The sequence below is a fragment of the Pseudomonas sp. GW456-12-1-14-TSB6 genome (genome assembly GCF_059424205.1).
In genome coordinates this window covers 79,304-104,034 of the sequence record NZ_JBWKZE010000017.1, presented here as the reverse complement: position 1 = coordinate 104,034, position 24,731 = coordinate 79,304, and the positions used below count along the sequence as shown (strand labels likewise).

The following is a 24,731-nucleotide window of genomic DNA, read 5'->3' as shown; positions in this document are numbered from 1 at the left end:
CACTGTTTTTCAGAAGTCCAGGCAGGGCCGCTGCGACGGCCCTCGCCTTTTCGGAGCACCGCACCATGACGCTTGCAGTCCAGTTCACCAACGTTTCCCGGCAGTTCGGCGAAGTGAAAGCCGTTGACCGGGTTTCCATCGATATCCAGGACGGCGAGTTCTTTTCCATGCTCGGCCCCTCCGGTTCGGGCAAGACCACGTGCCTGCGCCTGATCGCCGGGTTCGAGCAACCGAGCGCTGGCTCCATCCGCATTCACGGCGCCGAAGCCGCCGGTCTGCCGCCCTATCAACGCGACGTCAACACGGTGTTTCAGGATTACGCGCTGTTCCCGCACATGAACGTGTTGGACAACGTCGCCTACGGTTTGAAAGTCAAAGGCGTAAACAAAACCGAGCGCCACAAACGCGCCGAAGAAGCCTTGGACATGGTCGCCCTCGGCGGCTACGGTGCCCGTAAACCGGTGCAGTTGTCCGGTGGTCAGCGCCAGCGTGTTGCCCTCGCCCGCGCGCTGGTCAATCGCCCGCGAGTGCTGTTGCTCGACGAACCGTTGGGCGCTCTCGACCTGAAGCTGCGCGAACAGATGCAGAGCGAACTGAAGAAGCTGCAACGCCAACTCGGCATCACTTTCATCTTCGTCACTCACGATCAGACCGAAGCGCTGTCGATGTCCGACCGCGTGGCCGTGTTCAACAAGGGCCGCATCGAGCAGGTCGACACGCCGCGCAATCTGTACATGAAACCCACCACGACTTTCGTCGCCGAATTCGTCGGCACCTCGAACGTGATTCGTGGCGATCTGGCGCGCCAGCTCAGTGGTCATCCGCAGCCGTTTTCGATCCGTCCGGAACACGTGCGATTCGCCGAAGGCCCATTGGCCAGCCACGAGATTGAAGTCAGCGGTCTGCTCCACGACATCCAGTATCAGGGCAGCGCCACGCGCTATGAACTGACCCTGGAAAACGGTCAGACCCTGAGCATCAGCCAGGCCAACAATCAGTGGATCGACAGCAGCGCGCAGCACCAGACCGGTCAGCGCATCAGCGCACGCTGGGCGCGGGAAGCGATGATTCCGTTGCACGACACCGTTGCGAGCGGGGTGTGACATGACCGCCCTCGCCCTCCCTCAATCGGCGCCGTTGCGCAGGTTTTCCAACCTGCTCTATCGCAAGCCGAACCTGTACCTGTCGATGCTGCTGGTGCCGCCGCTTTTGTGGTTTGGCGCGATCTATCTGGGCTCGCTGCTGATGTTGTTGTGGCAAGGTTTCTACACCTTCGACGACTTCACCATGGCAGTCACTCCGGACCTGACCCTGGCCAACTTCGCCGCGCTGTTTCAGCCATCGAATTTCGACATCATCCTGCGCACCCTGAGCATGGCGGTCGTGGTGTCGATCGCCAGCGCCATCGTCGCGTTCCCGATTGCCTACTACATGGCGCGCTACACCACCGGCAAGACCAAGGCATTTTTCTACATCGCCGTAATGATGCCGATGTGGGCCAGTTACATCGTCAAGGCTTACGCCTGGACGCTGCTGCTGGCCAAGGGCGGCGTGGCGCAGTGGTTCGTTCAGCACTTGGGGCTGGAGCCGGTGCTGCAGTTCATTCTGGGGATTCCCGGTGTTGGTGGCAGCACCCTGTCGACCTCGCATCTGGGCCGGTTCATGGTGTTCGTCTACATCTGGCTGCCGTTCATGATCCTGCCGATCCAGGCCTCGCTGGAACGCCTGCCGCCGTCGTTGCTGCAAGCCTCCGCCGACCTCGGGGCCAAGCCGCGCCAGACCTTCATGCAGGTGATTCTGCCGCTGTCGGTGCCGGGCATCGCGGCCGGTTCGATCTTCACCTTTTCGCTGACCTTGGGCGACTTCATCGTGCCGCAACTGGTGGGCCCGCCGGGCTACTTCGTCGGCAGCATGGTCTACGCGCAACAGGGTGCAATCGGCAACATGCCGATGGCTGCGGCGTTCACGCTGGTGCCGATCGTGCTGATCGCCATCTACCTGTCCATCGTCAAACGACTGGGGGCCTTCGATGCACTCTGAAAAGGCTTCAATTGGCTTGCGCATTGCAGCCTGGGGCGGGTTGGTGTTCCTGCACTTCCCGATCCTGATCATCTTCCTCTACGCCTTCAACACCGAAGACGCGGCGTTCAGCTTTCCACCGAAAGGCTTCACGCTGCACTGGTTCAGTGTGGCGTTTTCCCGGCCGGACGTGCTGGAAGCGATCAAGCTGTCGTTGCAGATCGCGGCCATCGCCACGCTGATTGCGATGGTGCTCGGCACCCTCGCTTCCGCTGCGCTGTACCGCCGGGACTTCTTCGGCAAGCAGGGCATTTCGCTGATGCTGATCCTGCCGATTGCACTGCCGGGGATCATCACCGGGATCGCGCTGCTGGCGACCTTCAAGACGCTGGGGATCGAGCCGGGGATGTTCACCATCATCGTCGGCCACGCGACCTTCTGCGTGGTGATCGTCTACAACAACGTCATCGCCCGTTTGCGCCGTACCTCGCACAGCCTGATCGAGGCGTCGATGGACCTCGGCGCCGACGGCTGGCAGACCTTCCGCTACATCATCCTGCCGAATCTCGGCTCGGCGTTGCTCGCCGGCGGCATGCTCGCGTTCGCGCTGTCGTTCGACGAAATCATCGTCACCACCTTCACCGCCGGCCATGAACGCACCTTGCCACTGTGGTTGCTCAACCAGTTGAGCCGCCCACGGGACGTGCCGGTGACCAACGTCGTGGCGATGCTGGTGATGCTGGTGACCATGCTGCCGATCCTCGGCGCCTACTACCTGACCCGGGGTGGCGAGAGCGTGGCCGGCAGCGGCGGCAAATGATTTCCCTGACTTTTCCCACCCTGAATTTGCAGTAGAAAGAGGACAACAACATGCAAACCAAACTCTTGATCAACGGCCAACTGGTCAACGGCGAAGGCCCGGCGCAACCGGTGCTCAACCCGGCACACGGTGAAGTGCTGGTGGAAATCAACGAGGCCACCGAAGCCCAGGTCGATGCCGCCGTGCGCGCCGCCGACAGTGCCTTCGCCGAATGGTCGCAGACCACGCCGAAAGACCGTTCGCTGCTGCTGCTCAAACTCGCCGACGCCATCGAAGCCCACGGTGAAGAACTGGCCAAACTGGAATCGGACAACTGCGGCAAACCCTACAGCGCCGCGCTGAATGACGAGATCCCGGCGATTGCCGACGTGTTCCGTTTCTTCGCCGGCGCCAGCCGTTGCATGAGCGGTTCGGCCGGCGGCGAATACCTGCCCGGCCACACCTCGATGATCCGCCGCGACCCGGTGGGCGTAATCGCCTCCATCGCGCCGTGGAACTACCCGCTGATGATGGTTGCCTGGAAAATCGCCCCGGCCCTCGCCGCCGGTAATACCGTGGTGCTCAAGCCGTCGGAACAAACCCCGCTGACTGCGTTGCGTCTGGCCGAACTGGCGTCGGATATTTTCCCGGCCGGTGTACTCAATCTGGTGTTCGGGCGTGGGCCGAGCGTAGGCAGCCCGCTGGTGACCCATCCGAAAGTGCGCATGGTGTCGCTGACCGGCTCCATCGCCACTGGTTCGAACATCATTTCCAGCACCGCCGACAGCGTCAAACGCATGCACATGGAATTGGGCGGCAAGGCCCCGGTGATCATCTTCGACGACGCCGACATCGACGCGGCGGTCGAAGGCATTCGTACCTTCGGTTTCTACAACGCCGGCCAGGACTGCACCGCCGCCTGCCGGATTTACGCGCAGCAAGGCATCTACGACAAGTTTGTCGAGAAGCTCGGCGCGGCGGTCAGCAGCATCAAGTACGGCTTACAGGATGATCCGTCGACCGAACTCGGGCCGCTGATCACCGCCCAGCATCGCGACCGTGTGGCCGGGTTTGTCGAACGCGCCGTGGCGCAACCGCACATTCGCTTGATCACTGGCGGCAAGGCTGTCGAAGGCAATGGTTTCTTCTTCGAGCCGACCGTGCTGGCCGACGCCCAGCAGGACGACGAAATCGTCCGTCGCGAAGTGTTCGGGCCGGTGGTCTCGGTGACCAAATTCACCGATGAGGCCCAGGCGCTGGAGTGGGCCAACGATTCGGACTACGGCCTGGCGTCCTCGGTATGGACGGCCGATGTAGGACGCGCCCATCGCCTGTCCGCGCGTTTGCACTACGGCTGCACCTGGGTGAACACGCACTTCATGCTTGTCAGCGAAATGCCCCACGGCGGTCAGAAACTGTCCGGCTACGGCAAGGATATGTCCATGTACGGGCTGGAGGACTACACCACGGTTCGGCATGTGATGTTCAAGCACTAAAGGCATCGCCAGCAGGCTGGCTTCCACAGGTTCAATACAGTCCTTGTGAGAGCCAGCCTGCTGGCGATGGCGTCACCTCGGTTCCAGGAAGGAAACCGGCATTACGCACCACCAGGCATTCAAAACAATAACTACCGATCCGGGCGGCGCTCACCAAGCCCCGCCACGGCTTCGGCCATCCGAAATCTGCCGATTTCACGGAGCAAACACACATGAGTGCATCACCCGATCTCTCAGCCGCCGTTGCCGACAGCGATGCCGAACAACTGCGTCAACTGGGCTACACCTCCAACTTCAACCGCAGCATGAGCCTGTGGGAAAACTTCGCACTGGGCTTCACTTATCTGTCACCGGTCGTAGGGGTTTATACCCTGTTCGGCCTGTGCCTGGCCGCTGGCGGGCCGCCGATGTTCTGGGCCTATTTGCTGGTCGGTTGCGGGCAATTGCTGGTGTGCCTGATCTTCGGCGAAGTGGTGTCGCAGTTCCCGATTTCCGGCGGTGTCTATCCTTGGGCGCGTCGCTTGGTGGGTAAGAAATGGGCATGGATGGTCGGCTGGATCTACTCCATCGCCCTGTGCGTGACCATCGCCGCCGTGGCGGTCGGTGCCGGCCCGTACCTCGCGGCCATGCTGGGTTTTGAGCCGAGTAACAACACCAACATCGTCATCGCCCTGGTGCTGACGCTGTTCGCCACCCTGGTCAACCTCAGCGGCACCAAAGTGCTGGCGCGGATCGCCATGTTCGGCTTCCTCTGCGAACTGGTCGGCGCGGTGATCGTCGGCGTGTACCTGCTGATTTTCGAGCGTCACCAGCCGATCAGCGTGCTGTTCAACACTTTCGATATCAGCGTCGAGGGCTCCTATCTGCCGGCCTTCCTCACCGCGTCGCTGGCGGGGATGTTCCTCTACTACGGCTTCGAGGCCTGCGGTGATGTAGCCGAAGAAACCCCGAACCCGAGCAAGAAAATCCCGGTGGCCATGCGCATGACCATCTATATCGGCGGCATCGCGGCAATGTTCGCTTGCCTGGCGCTGATCCTCGCCGTGCCGGACATGCAAGCGGTGATCAACGGCACCGACAAGGACCCGGTCACCACCATCCTCAACAACGCCTTCGGCCCGGTCGGTTCGAAAGTGGTGATGGGCGTGGTGATGATTTCCTTCATCTCCTGCGTCATCAGCTTGCAAGCTGCGGCGAGTCGTCTGCTGTATTCCTACGCTCGCGATGAAATGGTCATCGGCAGCCGACTGCTGAAAAAGATTTCTCCTACGACCCAGGTTCCGGTTGCCGCACTGTTCGTGTCCGGCGTCCTGCCCGGCCTGATCATCGCCCTCGGCTTCTTCCTGCAAGACGCCGTGGCCACCATCGTCAGCTTCGCCGCCATCGGCATCTACCTCGCGTTCCAGATGATCGTCCTCGCCGCCCTGTACGCCCGCAGCAAAGGCTGGAAACCCAGCGGCAAATTCACCCTCGGCGCCTGGGGCTGGCCGGTGAACATCGGCGCGCTGGTGTATGGCGTGGGCGCAATCATCAACATGGCCTGGCCCCGCACACCGGATGCAGCGTGGTACATCAACTACGCGATGGTGCTGAGTACGGCGATCGTGATTGGGCTGGGGCTGGTTTACATGTGGATTGGCAAGCCGTATGACCATGGGAAGGCGCCGGCTGGGGATGCCTGGAAGGTGAGTCGCTAAAAGATTTTGGCCCCGGCGCCGATAGAGTGCCGGGGTTCAAGAAAGCCGACGCAAAACATCAAAAGAAAAGCTCGGACTGATCGTATTTCAGCGAGGAAATACGATCGAACAGTTTGATTTTTTCGTTGGCTTTTTGCTTGGCGTGGTCAGACATGAATGCAATCAACTCTTCGAGCTGATTGACGTCTCCCACCACTTTGAATTCCTTCTCCTTGTTGACGAAGACAAGGGACTTCTTCTTTCTCGACAACAGTTCTATGACGTTGCTGAGCGTACCGGTGCTCTTCGCATCCCATATCATCAAGCCGTAGTCAGCGGCTTCGGCCATCACCACGTCTTTCTCAGTGAAGAAGGCCCTCGATCCTTTGGAGTGTTTGGAGTCCACTGTTCTGGCGGGCCACTGTCCGAGGTTGTTCCGCGGTGCGGGACCACTACAGAACACTGTAGTTTTGGATCGCTCAAGACTCAGCAGATATTCCTGAATGGAGGTATCGGCACCACCTGCATCACCAACGACCACATCGAATTCAGACGCAACGATATTACTGATACGCTCCTTAACCTTCGGATCAAGGTTCTTGATATTGATAGAGCCAGCAATAAATACAGTCGTCATTGAATTCACTTCCAGGTTAGCGCCGCTACGTAGATCTTCCCCACCTTCGGATATTCACGCAAGACAGCACAAGCCGCGTCCATCGACGCTCCGCTGTCAAACAAATCATCTACGACCAAAACATTCCAGCATCCCTCTGTCGTAATTTCGTCATTGACGCTGAAACTGTTTCCAATCGCAGCAACCTTTTCTGCTTTGGAGTGCAGATCCTTCAGCGACTTTCCCGTAGTCGCCTTTCGAAGCAAATCCGAAAAAACCGGCCGCCCGACAATTCGTCCCAACTCCAGAGCGACCTCAGTTACCGGTTGTCGCTGACGGATATTTGAAGCAGGCATGGGCAGCACAAATCCTACTTGATCCAACATAGGGAACACATTTGTCGCTACCGCTTGGGCCAGTGGGCCGACCTGAGTCCAATCCTTCTGGTATTTGAGCTGGTAGGTCGCCTGACCAATCTCTGTGCGCTGATTATCGAAACAAGGGTTTCCGCGATCATCGTTGCCGAGAAAGGTACTACTTACCATGTGCTTGTCCAACACCCATCCCTGATCCCACGGGCCGTTGATCTGTTTGACGGACACCTTCATTGAATTCTCCATTATTCACAAAAATCCTTTAAGCCCTGAGACCAAGGGCCGAGCACCTGGGGGATGCCTTAGATTCAAATAAATAAAGGAAAAATCACGCTTCAGGTGCAGTCTGGCTGACCGCCTTACAAAAACAGGAAATTCCTACAGATGCAGGCTTCAAGAAGAAGCCACATCTCCTACGCTACGCGTCCACAGCGTAGACTTGGCGCCGCTAGCGCCTGACCGATAGGCTTTACCCCGTCGCTGCCCAATCAGCGGCCCGGGGTCGAAGCCGGTACATCATCAACATGGCGCAACTGCGTCCTCCATAGAAACCGAGGCTTTTTTGCCTTTCGGATTCGCGTTATGGCGGACCGTGTGGCGCGGGCCTCTCGGCTTCCATGTTGATCGAGAATGTTCCGACTTCGAACGCCGCACGGTTCGCCACCCAAATCTGTCGAAGGATTAGTGGCGGCTCTCATTTCAACATGGAGTAGAAATTGACTATGCACGCGCCAAATTCACCAGAGACCCAGACGCACTTTATCCCTACGGTTTTCACCCGCCACAACCGCTTCCTCCACGCCCTCCTGCTTGATCATCAAGCCTGGTTCTGCGCTCAAGATCTGGGCCGCATGATGGGCCATCCCTTGAACCCACGCGTCACGCTCAAACTCGACCCCGACCAACGCCGCACCGTCCGGCTGCGCAAGTACGGCAAAGTTGTCGAGACACCAATGGTCAGCGAATCCGGCATGTACGCGCTGCTCGTCCACCATTTCATCCCGGAAAACCGCAACCTTCGACAATGGCTGAGCAATGAGGTGATTCCCATCCTGCGGGAAACCAGCTCAGCAACAGCGGAAAACTGCCCTAGCCTGAGCTCGGTGCATTGGGCAGGCGTCACCGTGCCGCTGTTGCACTGGCAACAACAGGCTTGGGTGAAATGGCGTGATATGCCGGAGTTGGTGCTCAGTCAGCAGCCCTATCAGGTATCGGGGACATGTAGCTGACGGCCTCACTTGGCCCAATGAAAAAAGGGGCGGACTCAAGAGTCAGCCCCTTCAATGTTCACCATCAACCTCGACACATTTCTGAGCGAGTCCCTAACTGATGCGCAACGCCATCCCCGCACTTCAGCCCATTCTCGAAATCATCCCGAGTGACGAGAATTTTGCTGAAGACTACCTGCAAAAACTCGTCAAACAATGTGCGGTTGCCGAGCATCTGCACGCAATCCATGTCGGCATCGCCGACGCTGACGCGGGTAAGTTGATTGATCTGGCCACCGTGAAAGCCAAATGGCTTTCACGGTGAACCTCCTGTTTCAAAACCGCGAAACACTCCTCATCGCATCCACCAGATACCGCATCGCAATCCGGTCGCTCTCCGACAGCTCCCGGTAACGCTCCACCAGTTTCAGTTCGTCAGGACTGAGCCGGCGTCTTCGCCGGACGTTGGTGAGGCAGGGAAAGATGCCTAACATTTCGGTGATGCCTTGTCCTTTTGCCATGGACGATGTCCTTTTCCAGTACGTCAGAAATTTTCGAAAACCGCATCGCCCTGCTCCTTTAAGCAGCGATTTGAGCCCTGCCGGTCGGATGAGTCGTGACCGGCGATGCCCATAGAATAGAAATTAAATCGGCGCTGAAAAGTGGTTTTTAGAGTAATTAGTCGAAAAAAGCAGATATGCCCTATAAATCAGAAAAGACTGTGGGATAAGTAACCGTAACGTCTTGTTTCATTGAGACGCTGTCGCCGTGATATCAATGAATTTTGCAAAATCGGCGAACCGATTAAGCTAGCGGGCATCTGTTACTAGTCCGTAGCGTTTGGCCGAAGGCTTGTCCGAACCGTAATTTCTGATCCAGTACGTGCCAGGAACGGCGCGGGATTGTCCACGACAGGTTGTATTTATGCACCGCAGGAATTTGCTCAAAGCGTCCATGGCCATTGCGGCTTACACCGGCCTTTCCGCCTCCGGCCTGCTCGCCGCACGCGCCTGGGCCGCCTCTGGCGGTGCCGCCGACGGTGAAGCACAGGCTTTCGACTTCGAAACGCTGAAGCGTCAGGCCAAACAACTGGCCGGCAACGCCTATCAGGACACCAAACAGGTGCTGCCGCCGACCCTGGCGACCATGACCCCGCAGAACTTCAACGCGATCCGCTACGACGGCGAGCATTCGCTGTGGAAGGAGAACAAGGGTCAGCTCGATGTGCAGTTCTTCCACGTCGGCATGGGTTTCCGTCAGCCGGTGCGCATGTACAGCGTCGATCCGAAGACCCGCACGGCCCGCGAGGTGCATTTCCGCCCTCAGTTGTTCAACTATGAAAACACTTCGGTCGACACCCAGCAGCTCAAGGGCGACCTGGGTTTTGCCGGCTTCAAGCTGTTCAAGGCGCCGGAACTGGATCGGCATGACGTGGTGTCGTTCCTCGGCGCCAGCTACTTCCGCGCGGTGGATGCCACTGGCCAATATGGCCTCTCCGCCCGTGGCCTGGCCGTGGACACCTACGCCAAGAAACGCGAAGAATTCCCCGACTTCACCAAGTTCTGGTTCGAAACCCCGGATCAGAACGCGACCCGCTTTGTGGTCTACGCCCTGCTCGACTCGCCGAGCGCGACCGGCGCCTATCGCTTCGACATCGACTGCCAGGCCGAGCGCGTGGTGATGGAAGTCGACGCCCACATCAATGCCCGTACCGCCATCGAGCAACTGGGCATCGCCCCGATGACCAGCATGTTCAGCTGCGGCACCCACGAGCGCCGGATGTGCGACACCATTCACCCGCAAATCCATGACTCGGATCGTCTGGCCATGTGGCGCGGCAACGGCGAGTGGATCTGCCGCCCGCTGAACAACCCGGCGACCCTGCAATTCAACGCCTTCGCCGACACCGATCCGAAAGGGTTCGGTTTGGTGCAGACCGACCACGAATTCGCCAACTATCAGGACACCGTCGACTGGTACAGCAAGCGTCCGAGCCTGTGGGTAGAACCTACAACCGCGTGGGGCGAAGGCTCTATCGATCTGCTGGAAATTCCTACAACCGGCGAAACCCTGGACAACATCGTTGCGTTCTGGACGCCGAAGAAACCGGTAGCCGCCGGGGATTCGCTGAACTACGGCTACAAGCTCTACTGGAGTGCCCTGCCGCCGGTCGGTACGCCGCTGGCGCGGGTGCATGCGACCCGTTCGGGCATGGGTGGATTTGTCGAGGGTTGGGCACCGGGTGAGCATTACCCGCCGGTCTGGGCCCGTCGTTTTGCCGTGGACTTCACCGGTGGCGGTCTGGATCGCCTGCCGCAGGGCACCGGGATCGAACCGGTGGTGACTTGCTCCAACGGCAAGGTGCAGGATTTCAGCGTGCTGGTGCTGGATGACATCAAGGGTTACCGGATTCTGTTCGACTGGTACCCGACTAATGACAGCGTGGAGCCGGTTGAGCTGCGGCTGTTTATCCGTACCAACGATCGCACACTGAGCGAGACCTGGTTGTACCAGTACTTCCCACCGGCGCCGGACAAGCGCAAGTACCCTTGATGCGTTGAGCCGTCAGGCCAACGGGCAGTACAAGTGAATATCGTGGGGTTCCAGATCAAACAGCTCGGGATCCGGTTGCTTCAGCAACCAGCAGCCCTGGCGCTGATAAAACTCCACGGTATTGCGCGACTCGGTCGCCGAGACGTACAACGCCTCGGCGCCGACCTCTCGGCCATGCTCGCAAGCCAGTGCAAACAATCGCCCGCCCAATCCCTGCCCGCGCCAGGCACGGCTGATGTGCAAAAACTTCAACTGCCGCATCTTCAGGCCCTGATTGTGAATAACCCGGTTATTCACAACCACCGCTGCCACCAGTGTCTCCCCATCGAAAAGCCCGTGTAGCCAAGCGCCGCTGCGCCAGCATTTTTCCAATACCCGCGCATTCTCCTCCGCCTCCCCTTCGGGCCAGCCGCGCATGTCGAAACGCGCCGGATACAGAATCAGCTCACCGTTCTCTACGCGATAGCACTCCTCAACCAACTCACTGCGGTCGATCAGTGCCAACAATGGCAAGTCCGATTCAGTCAGCTCACGTTCGATCAACATTGCGTTCCATTCCTTTGCAATTCCGGACGGCAGGCAAGAAAAAACCCGCCGGTTCAATGGCGGGTTTTATAGGCTTTGCGACCGGTCGGAATCAATCCCGCAGGTCAGACTCATGAATCGGCTGATCACGATGGGTCGCACGTTGATACTGCGCCGGCCACACCGCTTTGCGTCCCCCCAGGTCATCGTCGGCGTGCAGCGGCCAGTACGGATCACGCAGCAGCTCGCGGGCGAGGAAGATGATGTCGGCCTGACAGGTCCGCAGGATGTGCTCGGCTTGCGCAGGCTCGGTAATCATTCCCACGGTGCCGGTGGCGATGCCTGACTCCTTGCGCACCCGCTCGGCGAAGCGCGTCTGATATCCCGGACCCACGGGGATTTCCGCGTTGGCTGCCGTGCCGCCCGATGACACATCGATCAAATCAGCCCCCAAGGCTTTCAGGCGTCGCGCCAGCTCCACTGTTTCATCCGGATTCCAGCCGTCCTCGACCCAGTCGGTAGCCGAAAGGCGCACAAACACCGGCAATTCTTCCGGCCACACCGCGCGCACCGCCTCGGTCACTTGCAGCACCAGACGAATGCGGTTTTCGAACGAACCGCCGTATTGATCACGGCGTTGGTTGCTCAGCGGTGACAGAAACTGGTGCAACAGATAACCGTGCGCCGCATGCACCTCGACCACACTGAAACCGGCGGTCAAAGCACGTTTGGCTGCGGCCACGAAGTCCTGAATGACCTGGGCGATCTGCCCTTCATCCAGTTGTTTCGGCTGGGTGTGTTGCGGGTCAAAGGCAATCGGCGAAGGCCCGACCGGCGTCCAGCCACCGTCCTCCGGTTTGACGCTTCCGTGCTTGCCGATCCACGGCCGGTGGGTGCTGGCCTTGCGCCCGGCGTGGGCCAGTTGAATGCCGGCCACTGCGCCTTGGGCGGTGATGAAACGGGTGATGCGTTGCAGTGGTGCGATCTGTTCGTCGTTCCACAGGCCCAGGTCTTCGGCGGTGATCCGCCCGTCGGCCGTGATTGCCGTGGCTTCGGTGAATACCAGGCCAGCGCCGCCCACGGCACGGCTGCCGAGGTGCACCAGATGCCAGTCGTTGGCCAGGCCATCGACGCTGGAGTACTGGCACATGGGCGACACGGCGATGCGGTTGGGCAGGGTCAGTTGGCGAAGGGTAAAGGGTTCAAGCAGCAGACTCATGGGGCACCTCTCAAATCAGTGGGCAGGCTCCAGGGTTCTGTTTGAAAAGTCGACGAGTGACAGGAAAAAGGTGCAGCACCCGCCCCCGCGGGCAAAAAATTTCGACAAGACGTCACAAGGCCAATCAAGCAGTGCTTAGAGCCTAGTCGACATCCGGGGATGAGGGAGGGTTCAGAGTAATTCTGTGTATGTAAGTCCGCCTGCGCGAGCTTGCTCGCGAAGGCGTCAACGCGGTTCGATGTGGGCAATCATCAGTTGCACGGTCTCATTGCCGCGAAACTCGTTCAGATCGAGCTTGTACGCCAGTTCGACCCATTTGATTGTCGGGTTCGGCCAGATATCACGATCGATGCCGAAGGCGATGCCATCCAGCTTCACCGAGCCGCATTCGGTTTTCAGCACTACTTTCAGGTGTCGTTCGCCGACCACCCGCTGCTCGACCAACTGGAACACACCATGAAACAGCGGCTCCGGGAAATGCTGGCCCCACGGCCCGGCGTGACGCAGGGCCCGAGCCAGTTCCAGATGAAACTCCTCGACCGCCAGCGTGCCGTCCGACAGCAGGCGCCCGGTCAGGTCTTCTTCGCGAAGCTGCCTGCGCACCTCGGCGTCAAATGCCTCGGCGAACAACGGAAAATTCTCCTGCGGCAAAGTCAGGCCAGCCGCCATCGCGTGGCCGCCATACTTGCTGATCAGGTCCGGATGCTGCGCTGCCACCACACTCAGCGCATCACGAATATGAAAGCCCTGAACCGAACGCCCAGAGCCCTTGAGCAGACCGTCACCGGCATCGGCGAAGGCGATGGTCGGGCGGAAATAACGCTCCTTCATCCGCGACGCCAGAATACCGATGACACCCTGATGCCATTCCGGATCGAACAGGCACAAACCGAACGGCATCGACTCGACCGGCAAGTCCTTGAGCTGGGCCAGCGCTTCGCGCTGCATGCCTTGCTCGATGGATTTGCGGTCCTGATTCATGCCGTCCAGTTGTGCGGCCATTTCCCGCGCCAGCGCAGGGTCGTGGGTCAGCAGGCATTCGATGCCCAGGCTCATGTCATCCAGACGCCCCGCCGCGTTCAGACGCGGGCCGACGATAAAACCGAGGTCGGTAGACGTAATGCGCGAAGCTTCACGCTTGGCCACTTCCAGGATCGCCTTGATCCCCGGCCGCGCACGTCCGGCGCGAATTCGTTCCAGGCCCTGGTGCACCAGAATCCGGTTGTTGGCATCCAGCGGCACCACGTCGGCAACGCTGCCCAGCGCCACCAGATCCAGCAGTTCGCCGATGTTCGGTTGCGGTTTGCTCTCGTACCAGCCGAGGCTGCGCAGGCGTGCGCGCAAGGCCATCAACACATAGAAAATCACCCCGACCCCGGCCAGCGCCTTGCTCGGAAACTCGCAGCCGGGCTGGTTCGGATTGACCAGTGCATCAGCTTGCGGCAGTTCATCGCCGGGCAAGTGGTGGTCAGTAATCAAGACCTTCAGGCCATGGCGCTTCGCGGCCGCGACACCTTCAACGCTGGAAATACCGTTGTCGACGGTGATCAGCAGCTGCGGCTCGCGGGTCATTGCGACTTCGACGATTTCCGGGGTCAGGCCGTAGCCGTATTCGAAGCGGTTGGGCACCAGATAATCGACGTGCGCCGCGCCCAGCAGGCGCAAACCAAGCACGCCCACGGTGCTGGCCGTCGCGCCGTCGGCGTCAAAGTCGCCGACGATCAGGATCCGCTGACGCTGCTCCAGCGCCGTCACCAGCAGATCGACCGCCGCATCGATCCCTTTGAGCTGCTGGAACGGAATCAGCCGCGCCAGGCTCTTGTCCAGCTCCGCCTCGGACTGCACGCCCCGCGCCGCGTACAGGCGGGTCAGTAGCGGTGGCAGTTCACCGAGAAACGGCAGAGTGGCGGGCAACGGGCGAGGATCGATACGCATGGGGTGACAGGAGCTTCTCTTGGATACGTGGGATTTTTCGGGAGTAGCGCGGACTTAACCGCGCTCGCCTTGCAGCCAGCTGAGCTGGACTTCGTGCTGGCCACGGTCGTCGGTGACGAAGATCGTGCCTTCGCTGATCATCACGTCCCACTTGATGACGCGGGGCATGTCCTTGGCCAGGGTTTCCAGCACTTCCTGCGGAACAGCGGCAATGTTGACGTTCTTCAGGTTCTTGATCGCCGGAATCACCTTGCCTTCCCAGACGCGCAGGCTGCCGTAGGCCAGCAGGCTGGTGCGTTCGGTGCGGCGCGAGCACCAGGTCAGGCGATCGGCATCCGGCTGGCCGACTTCGATCCAGTGCAGGACGCGGTCGTCCAGGCTCTTTTCCCACAGCGCAGGTTCATCCACGTCCGACAGACCACGCCCGAACGACAGTTGCTCGTTGTACCAGAGCGCGTAGGCCAACAGCCGCACGGTCATGCGTTCTTCGGTTTCCGAAGGATGGCGGGCGATGGTCTGCTTCACGTTCTCGTAGACGCTGCGGTCAAGGTCGGTGAGGTTCAGTTCGAATTTGTAGGTAGTGGACGGCTGGGCCATGAACGGGCTTCTTGATACGAGGAAAGTCGGCAAGTCTAACCGATGCTGTAGGCAATCCACGAATTGATGGCGATCAACCTTGCGCGACTGACAGCCGGCTATGTTAAAACGCTGTATCTGCTCAGCCTTGTCCTACAGGATCTCGCATGCCGTTCGCCAACAAACCGCTCAGCGGTCTGAAAGTCATTGAATTGGGTACTTTGATTGCCGGGCCGTTTGCTTCGCGCATCTGCGGCGAGTTCGGCGCCGAAGTGATCAAGATCGAATCGCCGGACGGCGGTGATCCATTGCGCAAATGGCGCAAGCTGTACGAAGGCACCTCGTTGTGGTGGTTCGTCCAGGCGCGCAACAAAAAGTCCCTGACGCTGAACCTGAAACACCCCGATGGCCTGGCGATCCTGAAAAAACTGCTGGGTGAAGCCGACATCCTGATCGAGAACTTCCGCCCCGGCGTGCTGGAAAAACTCGGCCTGGGCTGGGAAACCCTGCACGCGCTGAACCCGAAACTGGTGATGGTGCGCCTGTCCGGTTTCGGCCAGACCGGGCCAATGAAAGATCAGCCAGGTTTCGGTGCGGTCGGCGAATCCATGGGCGGCCTGCGCTACATCACCGGTTTCGAAGACCGCCCGCCGGTACGCACCGGGATTTCCATCGGCGATTCGATTGCGGCTTTGTGGGGCGTGATCGGCGCGTTGATGGCCTTGCGTCATCGCGAGGTCAACGGCGGCCTCGGCCAGGTGGTCGATGTGGCGCTGTACGAAGCGATCTTCGCCATGATGGAAAGCATGGTGCCGGAGTTCGATGTCTTCGGCTTCATTCGTGAGCGCACCGGTAACATCATGCCGGGCATCACCCCGTCGTCGATTCACACCAGTGCCGACGGCAAACACGTGCAGATCGGCGCCAACGGCGATGCGATCTTCAAGCGCTTCATGCTGATCATCGGCCGTGAAGATCTGGCCAATGACCCGGCGCTGGCCAGCAATGACGGGCGCGATACTCGCCGCGATGAGTTGTACGGGGTGATCGACCGCTGGGTCAAGTCGCTGCCGCTGCAAACCGTGCTGGATCTGCTGAATCAGGCCGAAGTGCCGGCCAGCCGGATCTTCAGCGCCGAAGACATGTTCAACGATCCGCAGTACCTGGCCCGGGAAATGTTCCTCCACGCCAAACTGCCGGACGGCAAACCTTTCAAGATGCCGGGCATCGTGCCAAAACTCTCTGAGACACCCGGCACGTCCGAATGGGTCGGACCGCAGCTCGGTGAGCACAATGCGCAGGTACTCCACGATCTTGGCTACGACGAGAAGCAGATCGCCCGGCTGCGCGAAGACGGAGCCATCTGAGCTGAAGCCCCTGATGCCCTCGGCCTCGAGCCGCGCCCACCATTGGTGGACCTGGCGGTTGTTCGGCCTGCTGTTCCTGCTGGTGCTGCCGACGTGGGCGCAGGCCAAACCGACGCTGATCTGGCTGTTGCGCGACCTGCCGCCGCTGACGATTTTCGAAGGCCCGAAAAAGGGCCAGGGCGTTATCGATCAATTGATGCCGATGCTGATTGCCGGCATGCCGCAATACGAACACACCTTGATGCGGGTCAATCGCGCCCGTGGCATTCAAATGCTTCATGAACATCCCTTCGCCTGCGATCCGTCGCTGATCTGGAACAAGGAGAGGGCGCAATGGATCGCCTTCTCCATCCCCGCGTTTCGCGCTGTCAGCAATGGCCTGGTGGTGCGTCAGAGAGATCGCGAAGTGCTGGAGCCGTTTCTGGTCGACGATGAAGTCGATCTGTCGGCATTTCTGGCCAACGGCGAGCGAAAAGTCGGCGTGGTAGCCGAGCGCAGTTATGGCGAGTACATCGATACATTGCTGCATCAGGCACCGCGCGGCGCGCTGACGCCCCATTACGGCAACGATGCGCTCAGCAGCCTGCTGTCGATGCAGCGCCTGGGACGTTTGCAGGTGGTGCTGGGTTACTGGCCGGAAATCCGTTATCAGGCGCGCCAGGCCGAGATCACCGAGGACGAACTGCTGTTCTTCCCGATTCGCGGCACGGGCAAGTACCTGTCGGGCCATGTCGGCTGCACCGACACCACGGCGGGTCGCCAGGCGATCACCGAGATCAATCAGCTGTTGCGCACCCTGCCCCACGATCACCTCAACCAGCTCTACGCCGACTGGCTCGACCCCGAAAGGCGTCAGGATTATCTGGAACAGGCACGGATTTTCTTCCAGCGACAAGCCGCGCAGTAAAATCCGGGCAAAAAGAAACCCCGAGAAGTGGGGAGACGACTCGGGGTTAAACGTGGCCTGTATCAAAGACCCGTAGCAGCAAGCGACAAGCACCGGAGCACAATGCTTGCTCCTGCTGTTACCGGGTCTGACCGACCTGGATGCAGGAAGGTTCCCACAAATGAAAAATCAGTTTCAGAGGGCCGGGTGCTTGTCGAGGGCTGCGTTTCGCAACGCGGCGATCACACAGGGTTCCAGCCGGCCTTCGGCAATCAGGATGTCACGGTGCAGGCCATCGACCACATCCGTCAGTTGGCGCTTGTCGCTCAATTGCGCCTGATTGAATTCGCGCTCCACCACGATCGCGCCGCTGCCGTTCTTCAAGGTCACCAGGCATTCGCCATGGCGACCCCGAGGGGTCAACGTCACTTGATACGGGCTTAGAGCCTCACCGAGCAATAGACTGATACTTTCCATCTCGATCTCCACTCAATAGTCCGAAAACACAGTGCCTGGGGCGTGTTCACAGTAAATGACCACCGGCCCGAGAGGAAAGTTCTGCTTGTCGCCGGCTTCTCCCGGTGCGTCACCGGCCTATCGGAGCATGCATGGGGAAGATGACAGAAAAATAACCGGGGGCTCAGGCGTCGACGGAATGCCTGGGGAGGGTCATGTAGGCATCCAGCAGCGCCCTCATCAACACCGCCGAGACTGGCGTGTGCAAACGCCCCAGCAAGGTGATCCGGTGCTCGCCCAGCAAGGTTTCCAGATCGTCCAGCAGGCTGGGTGCCACGGCCCCCAGCAGAATCATCGCCCGCGCTTTCTGTCGGTCGGCCAGATGCCGAATCAGCGCAAGCCCGTCACCGTTCTGCAATTGTGGATTGCACAGGGTGATGTCCACGGCTCCGCGACGCTCCAGTGAGCGCTTTGCCGAGCCCAGCGACGGCGCGGTCAGAACATCGTAGATACCGATGGCGTTGAGCATCTGGTGCAACGCCATCAGCTGGAACGGATTGGGTTCTAGAATCAGGATCTTGAGCGAGCGCATGGGACGACCTCTGGAGCGACAATCGCGGATTCACGCCGCAGTGGCCTGTCACTCTAGGGCAGTCGTCCTAAGCCTCCCATCAGAAAAGGAATCGCGGTTTATAGGACTTTTCCCATCTTTAATGCAGACATTGACACCCGCTCTCCTTCCGCCGCTCGGTGATGTCGGTCCAGCCTCCGAGCAGGCCACGCAGTTTTCCATCGGCACTGTAAAACGGCACCGTCCACTGATAAATCTGACGGGGGCCGCTCTTGAACATCAGCTGTCGTTTGCTGAAACGTGTTTTACGAGTGCCCAACTGCGCCATGAACTCGTCGTGCAACATCAGTGCCGTGGCCTGTGGAAGCGCATCGATCTCGAACAGCTTCCGGCCCTGTACCTGCTCCAGCCGAACCGACAGCGCATCTTCATAGCTGCGGTTGCACATGATCAACCGCCCCTGCAGATCGCGCACGAACACGGGGTCGGGCATCGCATCGATCAATGCATGTTGAAAAGCCAGTTGATCACTTAGATCTTTTTCGGCCGCACGCCGCTGTTTTACCTCGACCGTCAATCGACGGTTCCACAGCAACGGCAACAGCCCGAACACGCCGAGCCCACCCATCGCCCAGCACCCCCACTTGATCAGGAGCGAGCTGATCGAGGGTACCGGAGCGGGAGAAATGCCATCCAGCCATTTCAGGCGCATGGCGCGCAGTTCGGCTGCCGAGAAAGCGCCCAGTGCCTTGTTGAGGATGCTCACAAGCTCTGGCAGCCCCTTGCGCACCGCCAGATGATCGGCCTCCCACTTGCCTTCCACGAGACCCGAGACCCTGAGCAGGCCGGAGGGAAACAGCTGCGCGCCGATCTCGTTTTCGATGGTGGCGTAGGCCTCACCACTCTCGACCAGCGCCCGGGCCTCGGCATAGGTCTTGACCGAGCGGATCTCGATGGACGGATAGTCGCGTCGAATGCTGTCCTCCAGCGCGTGCCTTGCCGGCAGGACCAACACCCGTTTGGCCAGCGTTTCGAGCGACTTTATCGGCGGCTCGCCCGAACGACCGACGAATACCCAGCCGGCACCGCCGAACGCGTGACTGAAGTCCAGGAATGCCTTGCGCTCGTCATTCATTGCCAACGTCGTGCTGATGTCGGCCACGCCACTCTGGAGCCGTTCCAGCATGTGATCGGTGGAAAACGACTCCTGATGGACGAACTGCAATCCGGTCATGGCGCTGATATGCGTGAGCACATCGTTGTTCAAGCCGCTCCACTGACCATGTTCGTCCTGAAACAGATACAACGGGTATTGCACCGAGGCGACCGTCACCCGGGGATTGTCCCGAATCCACTGACGCTCATTTTCATCCAGCTCGATGGGCTGGACACTCTCCCCCCCTTCGGAATGCCTCGCCAGATGGGCAGCTTCGCTCGACTGCGACAACTCGAAGCCCCCCAATAAAAACAACCAGCACAGAGCTGCTTTCAATCCTGAAAAAAACCGCATTGCCACATCCTTCGTCATCGACTCGCCCGTCCTTCGTGGGCGAAACGCGCGCAGTGTGGCATGCAAAAACAAGAAAGCCCGTCAGGAGACGGGCTTCAAAATGTGACAGCTTTGCGGGCTTAAAGAGGCTTGCCGCGGTTGCCATGCTGACTGACAAAGGCCTGCACGGCTTTCAGCTCGTTTGCCAGCACTGTGCAGCGCTCTTCTCTCTCAAACAAATCAGAAAGATGTGCAGGTAGTTCGAGAGCTTTTCCTACACCAGCTTTCTCCACCGCGTCCGGGAACTTGACCGGATGCGCCGTGCCCAGAATCACCATCGGGATGTCCAGGCTGCGACGGCATTCGCGCGCGGCTTTCACGCCAATGGCGGTGTGCGGATCCAGCACCTCACCGGTCTGCTCGTAGACTTCGGCGATGGTTTCGCAGGTTTGCGCATCGTCCACGGCCAGCGAGTCGAACAGTTTGCGTGCTTCGGTCCAGCGTTCCTGTTCGACGCTGAAACCGCCGCCCTGCTTGAACGAATCCATCAGCCCGGCAATTGCCGCACCGTTGCGGCCGTGCAGGTCGAACAGCAGGCGTTCGAAGTTCGACGAGACCATGATGTCCATCGACGGCGACAGCGTGGCGTGCAGGGTTTCCTTGACGTACTGGTTGCCACTCATGAAGCGGTGCAGGATGTCGTTGCGGTTGGTGGCGACGATCAACTGGTTGATCGGCAGGCCCATGTTGCGCGCCAGATAGCCGGCGAAGATGTCGCCGAAGTTGCCGGTCGGCACCGAGAACGACACCGAACGCGCCGGGCCGCCCAATTGCAGGGCCGCGTGGAAGTAGTAAACGATCTGGGCCATGATCCGTGCCCAGTTGATCGAGTTCACTGCCACCAGGCGGGTGCCCTTGAGGAAGCTCTGGTCGGCGAAGCTGGCCTTGACCATTTCCTGGCAGTCATCGAAGTTGCCTTCGATGGCGATGTTGTGGATGTTCTCACCGAGAATGGTGGTCATCTGCCGACGCTGCACTTCGGACACACGGTTGTGCGGGTGCAGGATGAAGATGTCGACGTTTTCGCAGTGCTTGCAGCCTTCGATGGCGGCCGAACCGGTGTCACCGGAGGTGGCGCCGACGATCACCACGCGCTCGCCGCGCTTTTCCAGCACGTAGTCGAGCAAGCGACCGAGCAGTTGCAGGGCGAAGTCCTTGAACGCCAGGGTCGGGCCGTGGAACAGCTCCAGCACCCATTCGTTGCCGTTCAACTGACGCAGCGGCGCAACGGCGTTGTGGGCGAACACACCGTAGGTTTCTTCAAGAATCTTTTTGAAATCGGCGTCCGGAATGCTGCCGGTGACGAACGGGCGCATGACGCGGAAAGCCAGCTCGTGATACGGCAGGCCGGCCCAGGAAGCGATTTCTTCCTGGGTGAAACGTGGCAGGTTTTCCGGGACGTACAGACCGCCGTCGGTGGCGAGACCGGCCAGCAGGACGTCTTCGAAATTCAGGGCCGGTGCCTGGCCGCGGGTACTGATGTAACGCATAGGGGCAAACCTTCGGTTTGAGCTTCAAGCTACGAGTTACAAGCTTCAAGTAAAAGCCGGACTGCTTTTCTCTTGCTGCTTGCAGCTCGAAGCTTGCAGCTGTTTCTGTTTAGTTCAAGTGCTCGACACGGATCCGCACGACCGGACCGACCACGCCCGCCAGCGCTTCGAGGGCGGCGATCGCATCGTTGATGTGCTGTTCCAGCACGCGGTGTGTCAGCAGGATCATCGGCACCAGGCCGTCGTGTTCCTCGACTTCCTTCTGCATGATCGACTCGATGTTGATGCCGCGCTCCGAGAGGATGCTCGCCACCTGAGCGAGTACGCCCGGATGGTCCTTGGCCTGAATGCGCAGGTAGTAGGCGCTTTCGCAGGCTTCGATCGGCAGGATCGGATGGGCCGACAGCGAGTCCGGCTGGAAGGCCAGGTGCGGCACGCGGTTTTCCGGATCGGAGGTCATGGCGCGAACCACGTCCACCAGATCCGCGATCACCGACGAAGCGGTCGGCTCCATGCCGGCGCCGGCGCCGTAGAACAGGGTCGAACCGGCAGCGTCACCGTTGACCATCACCGCGTTCATCACACCGTTGACGTTGGCGATCAGGCGATCGGCCGGGATCAGCGTCGGGTGTACGCGCAGCTCGATACCGGCGGCGGTGCTGCGTGCCACGCCCAGATGCTTGATGCGGTAGCCCAGCGCTTCGGCGTAATTCACGTCGGCGGTGGTCAGCTTGGTGATGCCTTCGGTGTAAGCCTTGTCGAACTGCAGCGGAACACCGAATGCGATCGACGCCAGGATCGTCAGCTTGTGCGCCGCGTCGATGCCTTCGACGTCGAAGGTCGGATCGGCTTCGGCGTAACCCAGCGCTTGCGCCTCGGCCAGCACGTCTTCGAAGGTGCGACCCTTCTCGCGCATTTCGGTGAGGATGAAGTTGCCGGTGCCGTTGATGATCCCGGCGACCCAGTTGATACGGTTGGCGGACAGGCCTTCACGGATCGCCTTGATCACCGGAATGCCGCCGGCGACCGCCGCTTCGAACGCCACGATCACGCCTTTCTCGCGTGCCCTGGCGAAAATTTCATTACCGTGAACGGCAATCAGAGCCTTGTTCGCGGTGACCACATGCTTGCCATTCTCGATGGCCTTGAGTACCAGCTCGCGGGCAACGGTGTAGCCGCCCATCAGCTCTATGACGATGTCGATCTCAGGGTTCGTGGCCACTTCGAAGACATCGTTGGTAATCGCAATACCGGTCGTCTGGAACTGAGGCTTTGGCGTGCGCGTGGCAATTTGTGCCACTTCGATTCCACGCCCGGCACGACGAGCAATTTCCTCGGCGTTGCGCTGAAGTACGTTGAAGGTTCCGCCACCGACGGTCCCTAACCCACAGATGCCTACTTTGACCGGTTTCACTGTGAACTCCCCATAAAACGGCCGACACGAGGCCGGCCGTGAAAACAACCGCAGGTTCGCGGCTCTCTGTTGATGGCCCGGCAATCCTGCCGCCGGACCACGCTCGTCAACGCCTGAGCGTGACGATGCGAATTACTTCGCGCCCAGCGCCAGTTTGGCGACTTGTGGCGCAGGCTGGTAGCCCGGAATGACTTGTCCGTCGGCCAAAACGATGGCCGGTGTACCGTTCACGCCGATCGACTGACCGAGGGCGAACTGTTTGGAAACCGGGTTATCGCACTTGGCGGCCTTGATTTCCTTGCCATCGACCATTTTGTCCATGGCCGCTTTCTTGTCTTTCGAGCACCACACCGCTTGCAGCTGTTCGTCACCCGGCGAATTCAGGCCCTGACGCGGGAACGCGACGTAACGCACTTCGATGCCGCGCTTGTTCAGCTCGGGCACTTCAGCGTGCAGCTTGTGGCAGTACGGGCAAGTGGTGTCGGTGAAAACGGTGATGTGCGACTTGGTTTCACCCACGGCCGGGTAAACCACGGTCTCGGCTACCGGGATCGCATTGATCAGTTTGGAAATGCCCAGGCGCTCGGTCTTCTCGGTCAAGTTGACCGGTTTGCCGTCCTTGAGCTGGAACATGTAGCCCTGAACGATGTACTGGCCGTCGGCGCTGGCGTAGAGCACGCGACTGCCCTTGAGCTTGACTTCGTACAGGCCTGGCAGCGGACTGGCGGTGATGGTATCGACCGGCACATCGAGCTGGAGGTTTTCCAGGCTTTGGCGAATCGCTTTGTCGGCCGCGTCATCGGCGACGGCAAAGGTGCTGACCAACGCAATGGCTGCGGCGGCGAAAATCTGGGTCAGACGCATGAGAACTCCTGAAGGCGGACAAATGGAACGATCAGAACGCCCGTGCCGGAACACCGGGTCATAACCGCCCATCGTGCAAACCGGCAAAGCCTACCACATAAGGCTCCCGTGGCCGAATGCGCCTGTCGCAAGACAAACGGCGCTCAGCCGCGCGGGTGATGTTTGGCATGCAGATCCTGCAAACGTGCCCGGGCGACGTGAGTGTAGATCTGCGTGGTCGACAGGTCGCTGTGGCCCAACAGCATCTGCACCACCCGCAGGTCGGCGCCATGGTTGAGCAAGTGGGTGGCAAACGCGTGACGCAAGGTGTGCGGCGACAGCGATTTACTGATGCCGGCGACCTTAGCCTGGTGCTTGATGCGGTGCCAGAAGGTCTGCCGAGTCATCTGCTCGCCGCGCTGACTGGGGAACAGCACATCGCTCGGGCGCCCGCCGAGCAGCTCACCGCGACCGTCACGCAGGTAGCGCTCGACCCAGACAATCGCTTCCTCGCCCATCGGCACCAGCCGTTCCTTGCTGCCCTTGCCCATCACCCGCAACACACCCTGACGCAGGTTGACCTGTTCCAGCGTCAGGCTGATCAGCTCGGTGACACGCAGGCCGCAGGCATACAAGACTTCGAGCATGGCGCGATCGCGCTGGCCGATGGCTTCGCTCAAGTCCGGCGCCTTCAGCAGCGCTTCGACGTCGGCTTCCGACAGGGATTTGGGCAGCGGCCGACCGAGTTGCGGCATATCCACGCGCAAAGTCGGATCAACCGAAATCAGTTTTTCCCGCAGCAGATAGCGATAAAAACCACGCACACCGGAGAGAAATCGCGCGGTGGAACGAGGTTTGTAGTTCTGTTCCAGACGCCAGGCCAGGTGATCGAGGATCAGTTCGCGACCGGCATTGACCAGTTCGAGACCTTTCTCCTGCAACCAGCCGTTGAACAGCGCGAGATCACTGCGGTAGGCGTCGCGAGTGTTGTCGGAGAGACCTTTTTCCAGCCAGAGGGCGTCGAGAAACTGGTCGATCAGTGGGTGGTCGATGGCAGGCATGGGCGCTCAAGACACGCAGGTTTGGCACTGCGCGCAAATAAAGAGTGAACGGTTGAAATGGCCGCTAGTCTTTCATAGCCCGCTATTTCAAGGAACAG

Annotated in this window: 24 protein-coding genes; 10 read left to right on the top strand and 14 right to left on the bottom strand. The window is 60.0% G+C overall.

Annotated elements, in window-relative coordinates:
* Positions 1-65 precede the first annotated feature (65 nt).
* The 5 genes from AC07Y2_RS17375 (at position 66) to AC07Y2_RS17355 (ending at position 6,011) form a co-directional block, all read left to right on the top strand.
* Positions 66-1,103, top strand: a complete 1,038-nt coding sequence (locus AC07Y2_RS17375) for an ABC transporter ATP-binding protein (protein ID WP_074691239.1) — start codon at positions 66-68, stop codon at positions 1,101-1,103.
* Between the two features lies 1 nt (position 1,104).
* The gene (locus AC07Y2_RS17370) at positions 1,105-2,040 is read left to right on the top strand and encodes an ABC transporter permease (RefSeq protein WP_039769593.1); all 936 of its coding nucleotides are present in this window, start codon (positions 1,105-1,107) and stop codon (positions 2,038-2,040) included.
* Positions 2,030-2,839 carry an ABC transporter permease gene (locus AC07Y2_RS17365; RefSeq protein WP_007954663.1) on the top strand — a complete coding sequence of 270 codons (810 nt, stop codon included), beginning with the start codon at positions 2,030-2,032 and terminating at the stop codon, positions 2,837-2,839. Before AC07Y2_RS17370 ends, AC07Y2_RS17365 begins: the two co-directional genes overlap by 11 nt.
* Before the next feature lie 50 nt (positions 2,840-2,889).
* Positions 2,890-4,314, top strand: coding sequence for a gamma-aminobutyraldehyde dehydrogenase (locus tag AC07Y2_RS17360; RefSeq protein ID WP_103386444.1), 1,425 nt, complete (start codon positions 2,890-2,892; stop codon positions 4,312-4,314).
* Positions 4,315-4,526: 212 nt separating this feature from the next.
* Positions 4,527-6,011 carry an APC family permease gene (locus tag AC07Y2_RS17355; RefSeq protein ID WP_103386443.1) on the top strand — a complete coding sequence of 495 codons (1,485 nt, stop codon included), beginning with the start codon at positions 4,527-4,529 and terminating at the stop codon, positions 6,009-6,011.
* A gap of 58 nt (positions 6,012-6,069) precedes the next feature.
* Here the strand turns inward: AC07Y2_RS17355 and AC07Y2_RS17350 are convergent, their stop codons facing one another.
* Together AC07Y2_RS17350 and AC07Y2_RS17345 are read right to left on the bottom strand one after the other, a co-directional pair.
* Positions 6,070-6,627, bottom strand: a complete 558-nt coding sequence (locus AC07Y2_RS17350; protein ID WP_039769587.1) for a hypothetical protein — start codon at positions 6,625-6,627, stop codon at positions 6,070-6,072.
* Between the two features lie 5 nt (positions 6,628-6,632).
* On the bottom strand, positions 6,633-7,214 hold the full coding sequence (locus tag AC07Y2_RS17345; RefSeq protein ID WP_103386442.1) for a ComF family protein: 582 nt from the start codon (positions 7,212-7,214) through the stop codon (positions 6,633-6,635).
* A gap of 488 nt (positions 7,215-7,702) precedes the next feature.
* Between AC07Y2_RS17345 and AC07Y2_RS17340 the strand changes: the two genes are divergently transcribed.
* Together AC07Y2_RS17340 and AC07Y2_RS17335 are read left to right on the top strand one after the other, a co-directional pair.
* Entirely contained in the window at positions 7,703-8,209 is a 507-nt protein-coding gene (locus tag AC07Y2_RS17340) for a BRO-N domain-containing protein (protein ID WP_103386441.1), read from the top strand.
* Positions 8,210-8,309: 100 nt separating this feature from the next.
* A complete protein-coding gene (locus AC07Y2_RS17335) occupies positions 8,310-8,513 on the top strand; it encodes a hypothetical protein (RefSeq protein WP_085611443.1) in 204 nt (67 codons plus the stop codon).
* Positions 8,514-8,523: 10 nt separating this feature from the next.
* On the opposite strand, the gene AC07Y2_RS17330 is transcribed toward AC07Y2_RS17335, so the two are convergent.
* Positions 8,524-8,709, bottom strand: coding sequence for a hypothetical protein (locus AC07Y2_RS17330; RefSeq protein WP_039769577.1), 186 nt, complete (start codon positions 8,707-8,709; stop codon positions 8,524-8,526).
* Positions 8,710-9,112: 403 nt separating this feature from the next.
* Here AC07Y2_RS17330 and AC07Y2_RS17325 point away from each other — a divergent pair, with 403 nt between their 5' ends.
* Positions 9,113-10,741 carry a glucan biosynthesis protein D gene (locus tag AC07Y2_RS17325; protein WP_064593655.1) on the top strand — a complete coding sequence of 543 codons (1,629 nt, stop codon included), beginning with the start codon at positions 9,113-9,115 and terminating at the stop codon, positions 10,739-10,741.
* 12 nt (positions 10,742-10,753) lie between these two features.
* On the opposite strand, the gene AC07Y2_RS17320 is transcribed toward AC07Y2_RS17325, so the two are convergent.
* The 4 genes from AC07Y2_RS17320 to AC07Y2_RS17305 all read right to left on the bottom strand — a co-directional run bounded on the left by AC07Y2_RS17320 (position 10,754) and on the right by AC07Y2_RS17305 (position 15,017).
* The gene (locus AC07Y2_RS17320; protein WP_103386440.1) at positions 10,754-11,287 is read right to left on the bottom strand and encodes a GNAT family N-acetyltransferase; all 534 of its coding nucleotides are present in this window, start codon (positions 11,285-11,287) and stop codon (positions 10,754-10,756) included.
* A 91-nt stretch (positions 11,288-11,378) separates the two neighbouring features.
* Positions 11,379-12,485 (bottom strand): NADH:flavin oxidoreductase/NADH oxidase, encoded by a 1,107-nt coding sequence (locus AC07Y2_RS17315; protein WP_039769573.1) that lies wholly within the window; start codon positions 12,483-12,485, stop codon positions 11,379-11,381.
* Positions 12,486-12,710: 225 nt separating this feature from the next.
* Positions 12,711-14,420, bottom strand: a complete 1,710-nt coding sequence (gene recJ / locus AC07Y2_RS17310; RefSeq protein ID WP_039769572.1) for a single-stranded-DNA-specific exonuclease RecJ — start codon at positions 14,418-14,420, stop codon at positions 12,711-12,713.
* A gap of 54 nt (positions 14,421-14,474) precedes the next feature.
* Positions 14,475-15,017, bottom strand: a complete 543-nt coding sequence (locus AC07Y2_RS17305; protein ID WP_064593644.1) for a YaeQ family protein — start codon at positions 15,015-15,017, stop codon at positions 14,475-14,477.
* Between the two features lie 146 nt (positions 15,018-15,163).
* On the opposite strand from AC07Y2_RS17305, the gene AC07Y2_RS17300 reads away from it, so the two are divergent.
* Both AC07Y2_RS17300 and AC07Y2_RS17295 read left to right on the top strand, forming a co-directional pair.
* Complete coding sequence (locus AC07Y2_RS17300) at positions 15,164-16,363, top strand: CaiB/BaiF CoA transferase family protein (RefSeq protein WP_039769570.1); 1,200 nt, start codon at positions 15,164-15,166, stop codon at positions 16,361-16,363.
* A gap of 13 nt (positions 16,364-16,376) precedes the next feature.
* Complete coding sequence (locus AC07Y2_RS17295; protein WP_178082859.1) at positions 16,377-17,270, top strand: TIGR02285 family protein; 894 nt, start codon at positions 16,377-16,379, stop codon at positions 17,268-17,270.
* 174 nt (positions 17,271-17,444) lie between these two features.
* Here AC07Y2_RS17295 and AC07Y2_RS17290 read toward each other — a convergent pair whose 3' ends face one another.
* From AC07Y2_RS17290 to xerD, 7 genes are all read right to left on the bottom strand, one after another.
* Positions 17,445-17,726, bottom strand: a complete 282-nt coding sequence (locus tag AC07Y2_RS17290; RefSeq protein ID WP_064382409.1) for a DUF3509 domain-containing protein — start codon at positions 17,724-17,726, stop codon at positions 17,445-17,447.
* Between the two features lie 163 nt (positions 17,727-17,889).
* On the bottom strand, positions 17,890-18,297 hold the full coding sequence (locus tag AC07Y2_RS17285) for a response regulator (protein WP_039769567.1): 408 nt from the start codon (positions 18,295-18,297) through the stop codon (positions 17,890-17,892).
* 118 nt (positions 18,298-18,415) lie between these two features.
* On the bottom strand, positions 18,416-19,786 hold the full coding sequence (locus tag AC07Y2_RS17280) for a transporter substrate-binding domain-containing protein (protein WP_039769565.1): 1,371 nt from the start codon (positions 19,784-19,786) through the stop codon (positions 18,416-18,418).
* 119 nt (positions 19,787-19,905) lie between these two features.
* On the bottom strand, positions 19,906-21,315 hold the full coding sequence (gene thrC / locus AC07Y2_RS17275) for a threonine synthase (RefSeq protein WP_007954636.1): 1,410 nt from the start codon (positions 21,313-21,315) through the stop codon (positions 19,906-19,908).
* A 109-nt stretch (positions 21,316-21,424) separates the two neighbouring features.
* Positions 21,425-22,729 (bottom strand): homoserine dehydrogenase, encoded by a 1,305-nt coding sequence (locus tag AC07Y2_RS17270; RefSeq protein ID WP_074691229.1) that lies wholly within the window; start codon positions 22,727-22,729, stop codon positions 21,425-21,427.
* Between the two features lie 132 nt (positions 22,730-22,861).
* Entirely contained in the window at positions 22,862-23,593 is a 732-nt protein-coding gene (gene dsbC / locus AC07Y2_RS17265) for a bifunctional protein-disulfide isomerase/oxidoreductase DsbC (protein ID WP_039769559.1), read from the bottom strand.
* Positions 23,594-23,736: 143 nt separating this feature from the next.
* The gene (gene xerD, locus AC07Y2_RS17260) at positions 23,737-24,633 is read right to left on the bottom strand and encodes a site-specific tyrosine recombinase XerD (protein ID WP_074691227.1); all 897 of its coding nucleotides are present in this window, start codon (positions 24,631-24,633) and stop codon (positions 23,737-23,739) included.
* Positions 24,634-24,731 lie beyond the last annotated feature (98 nt).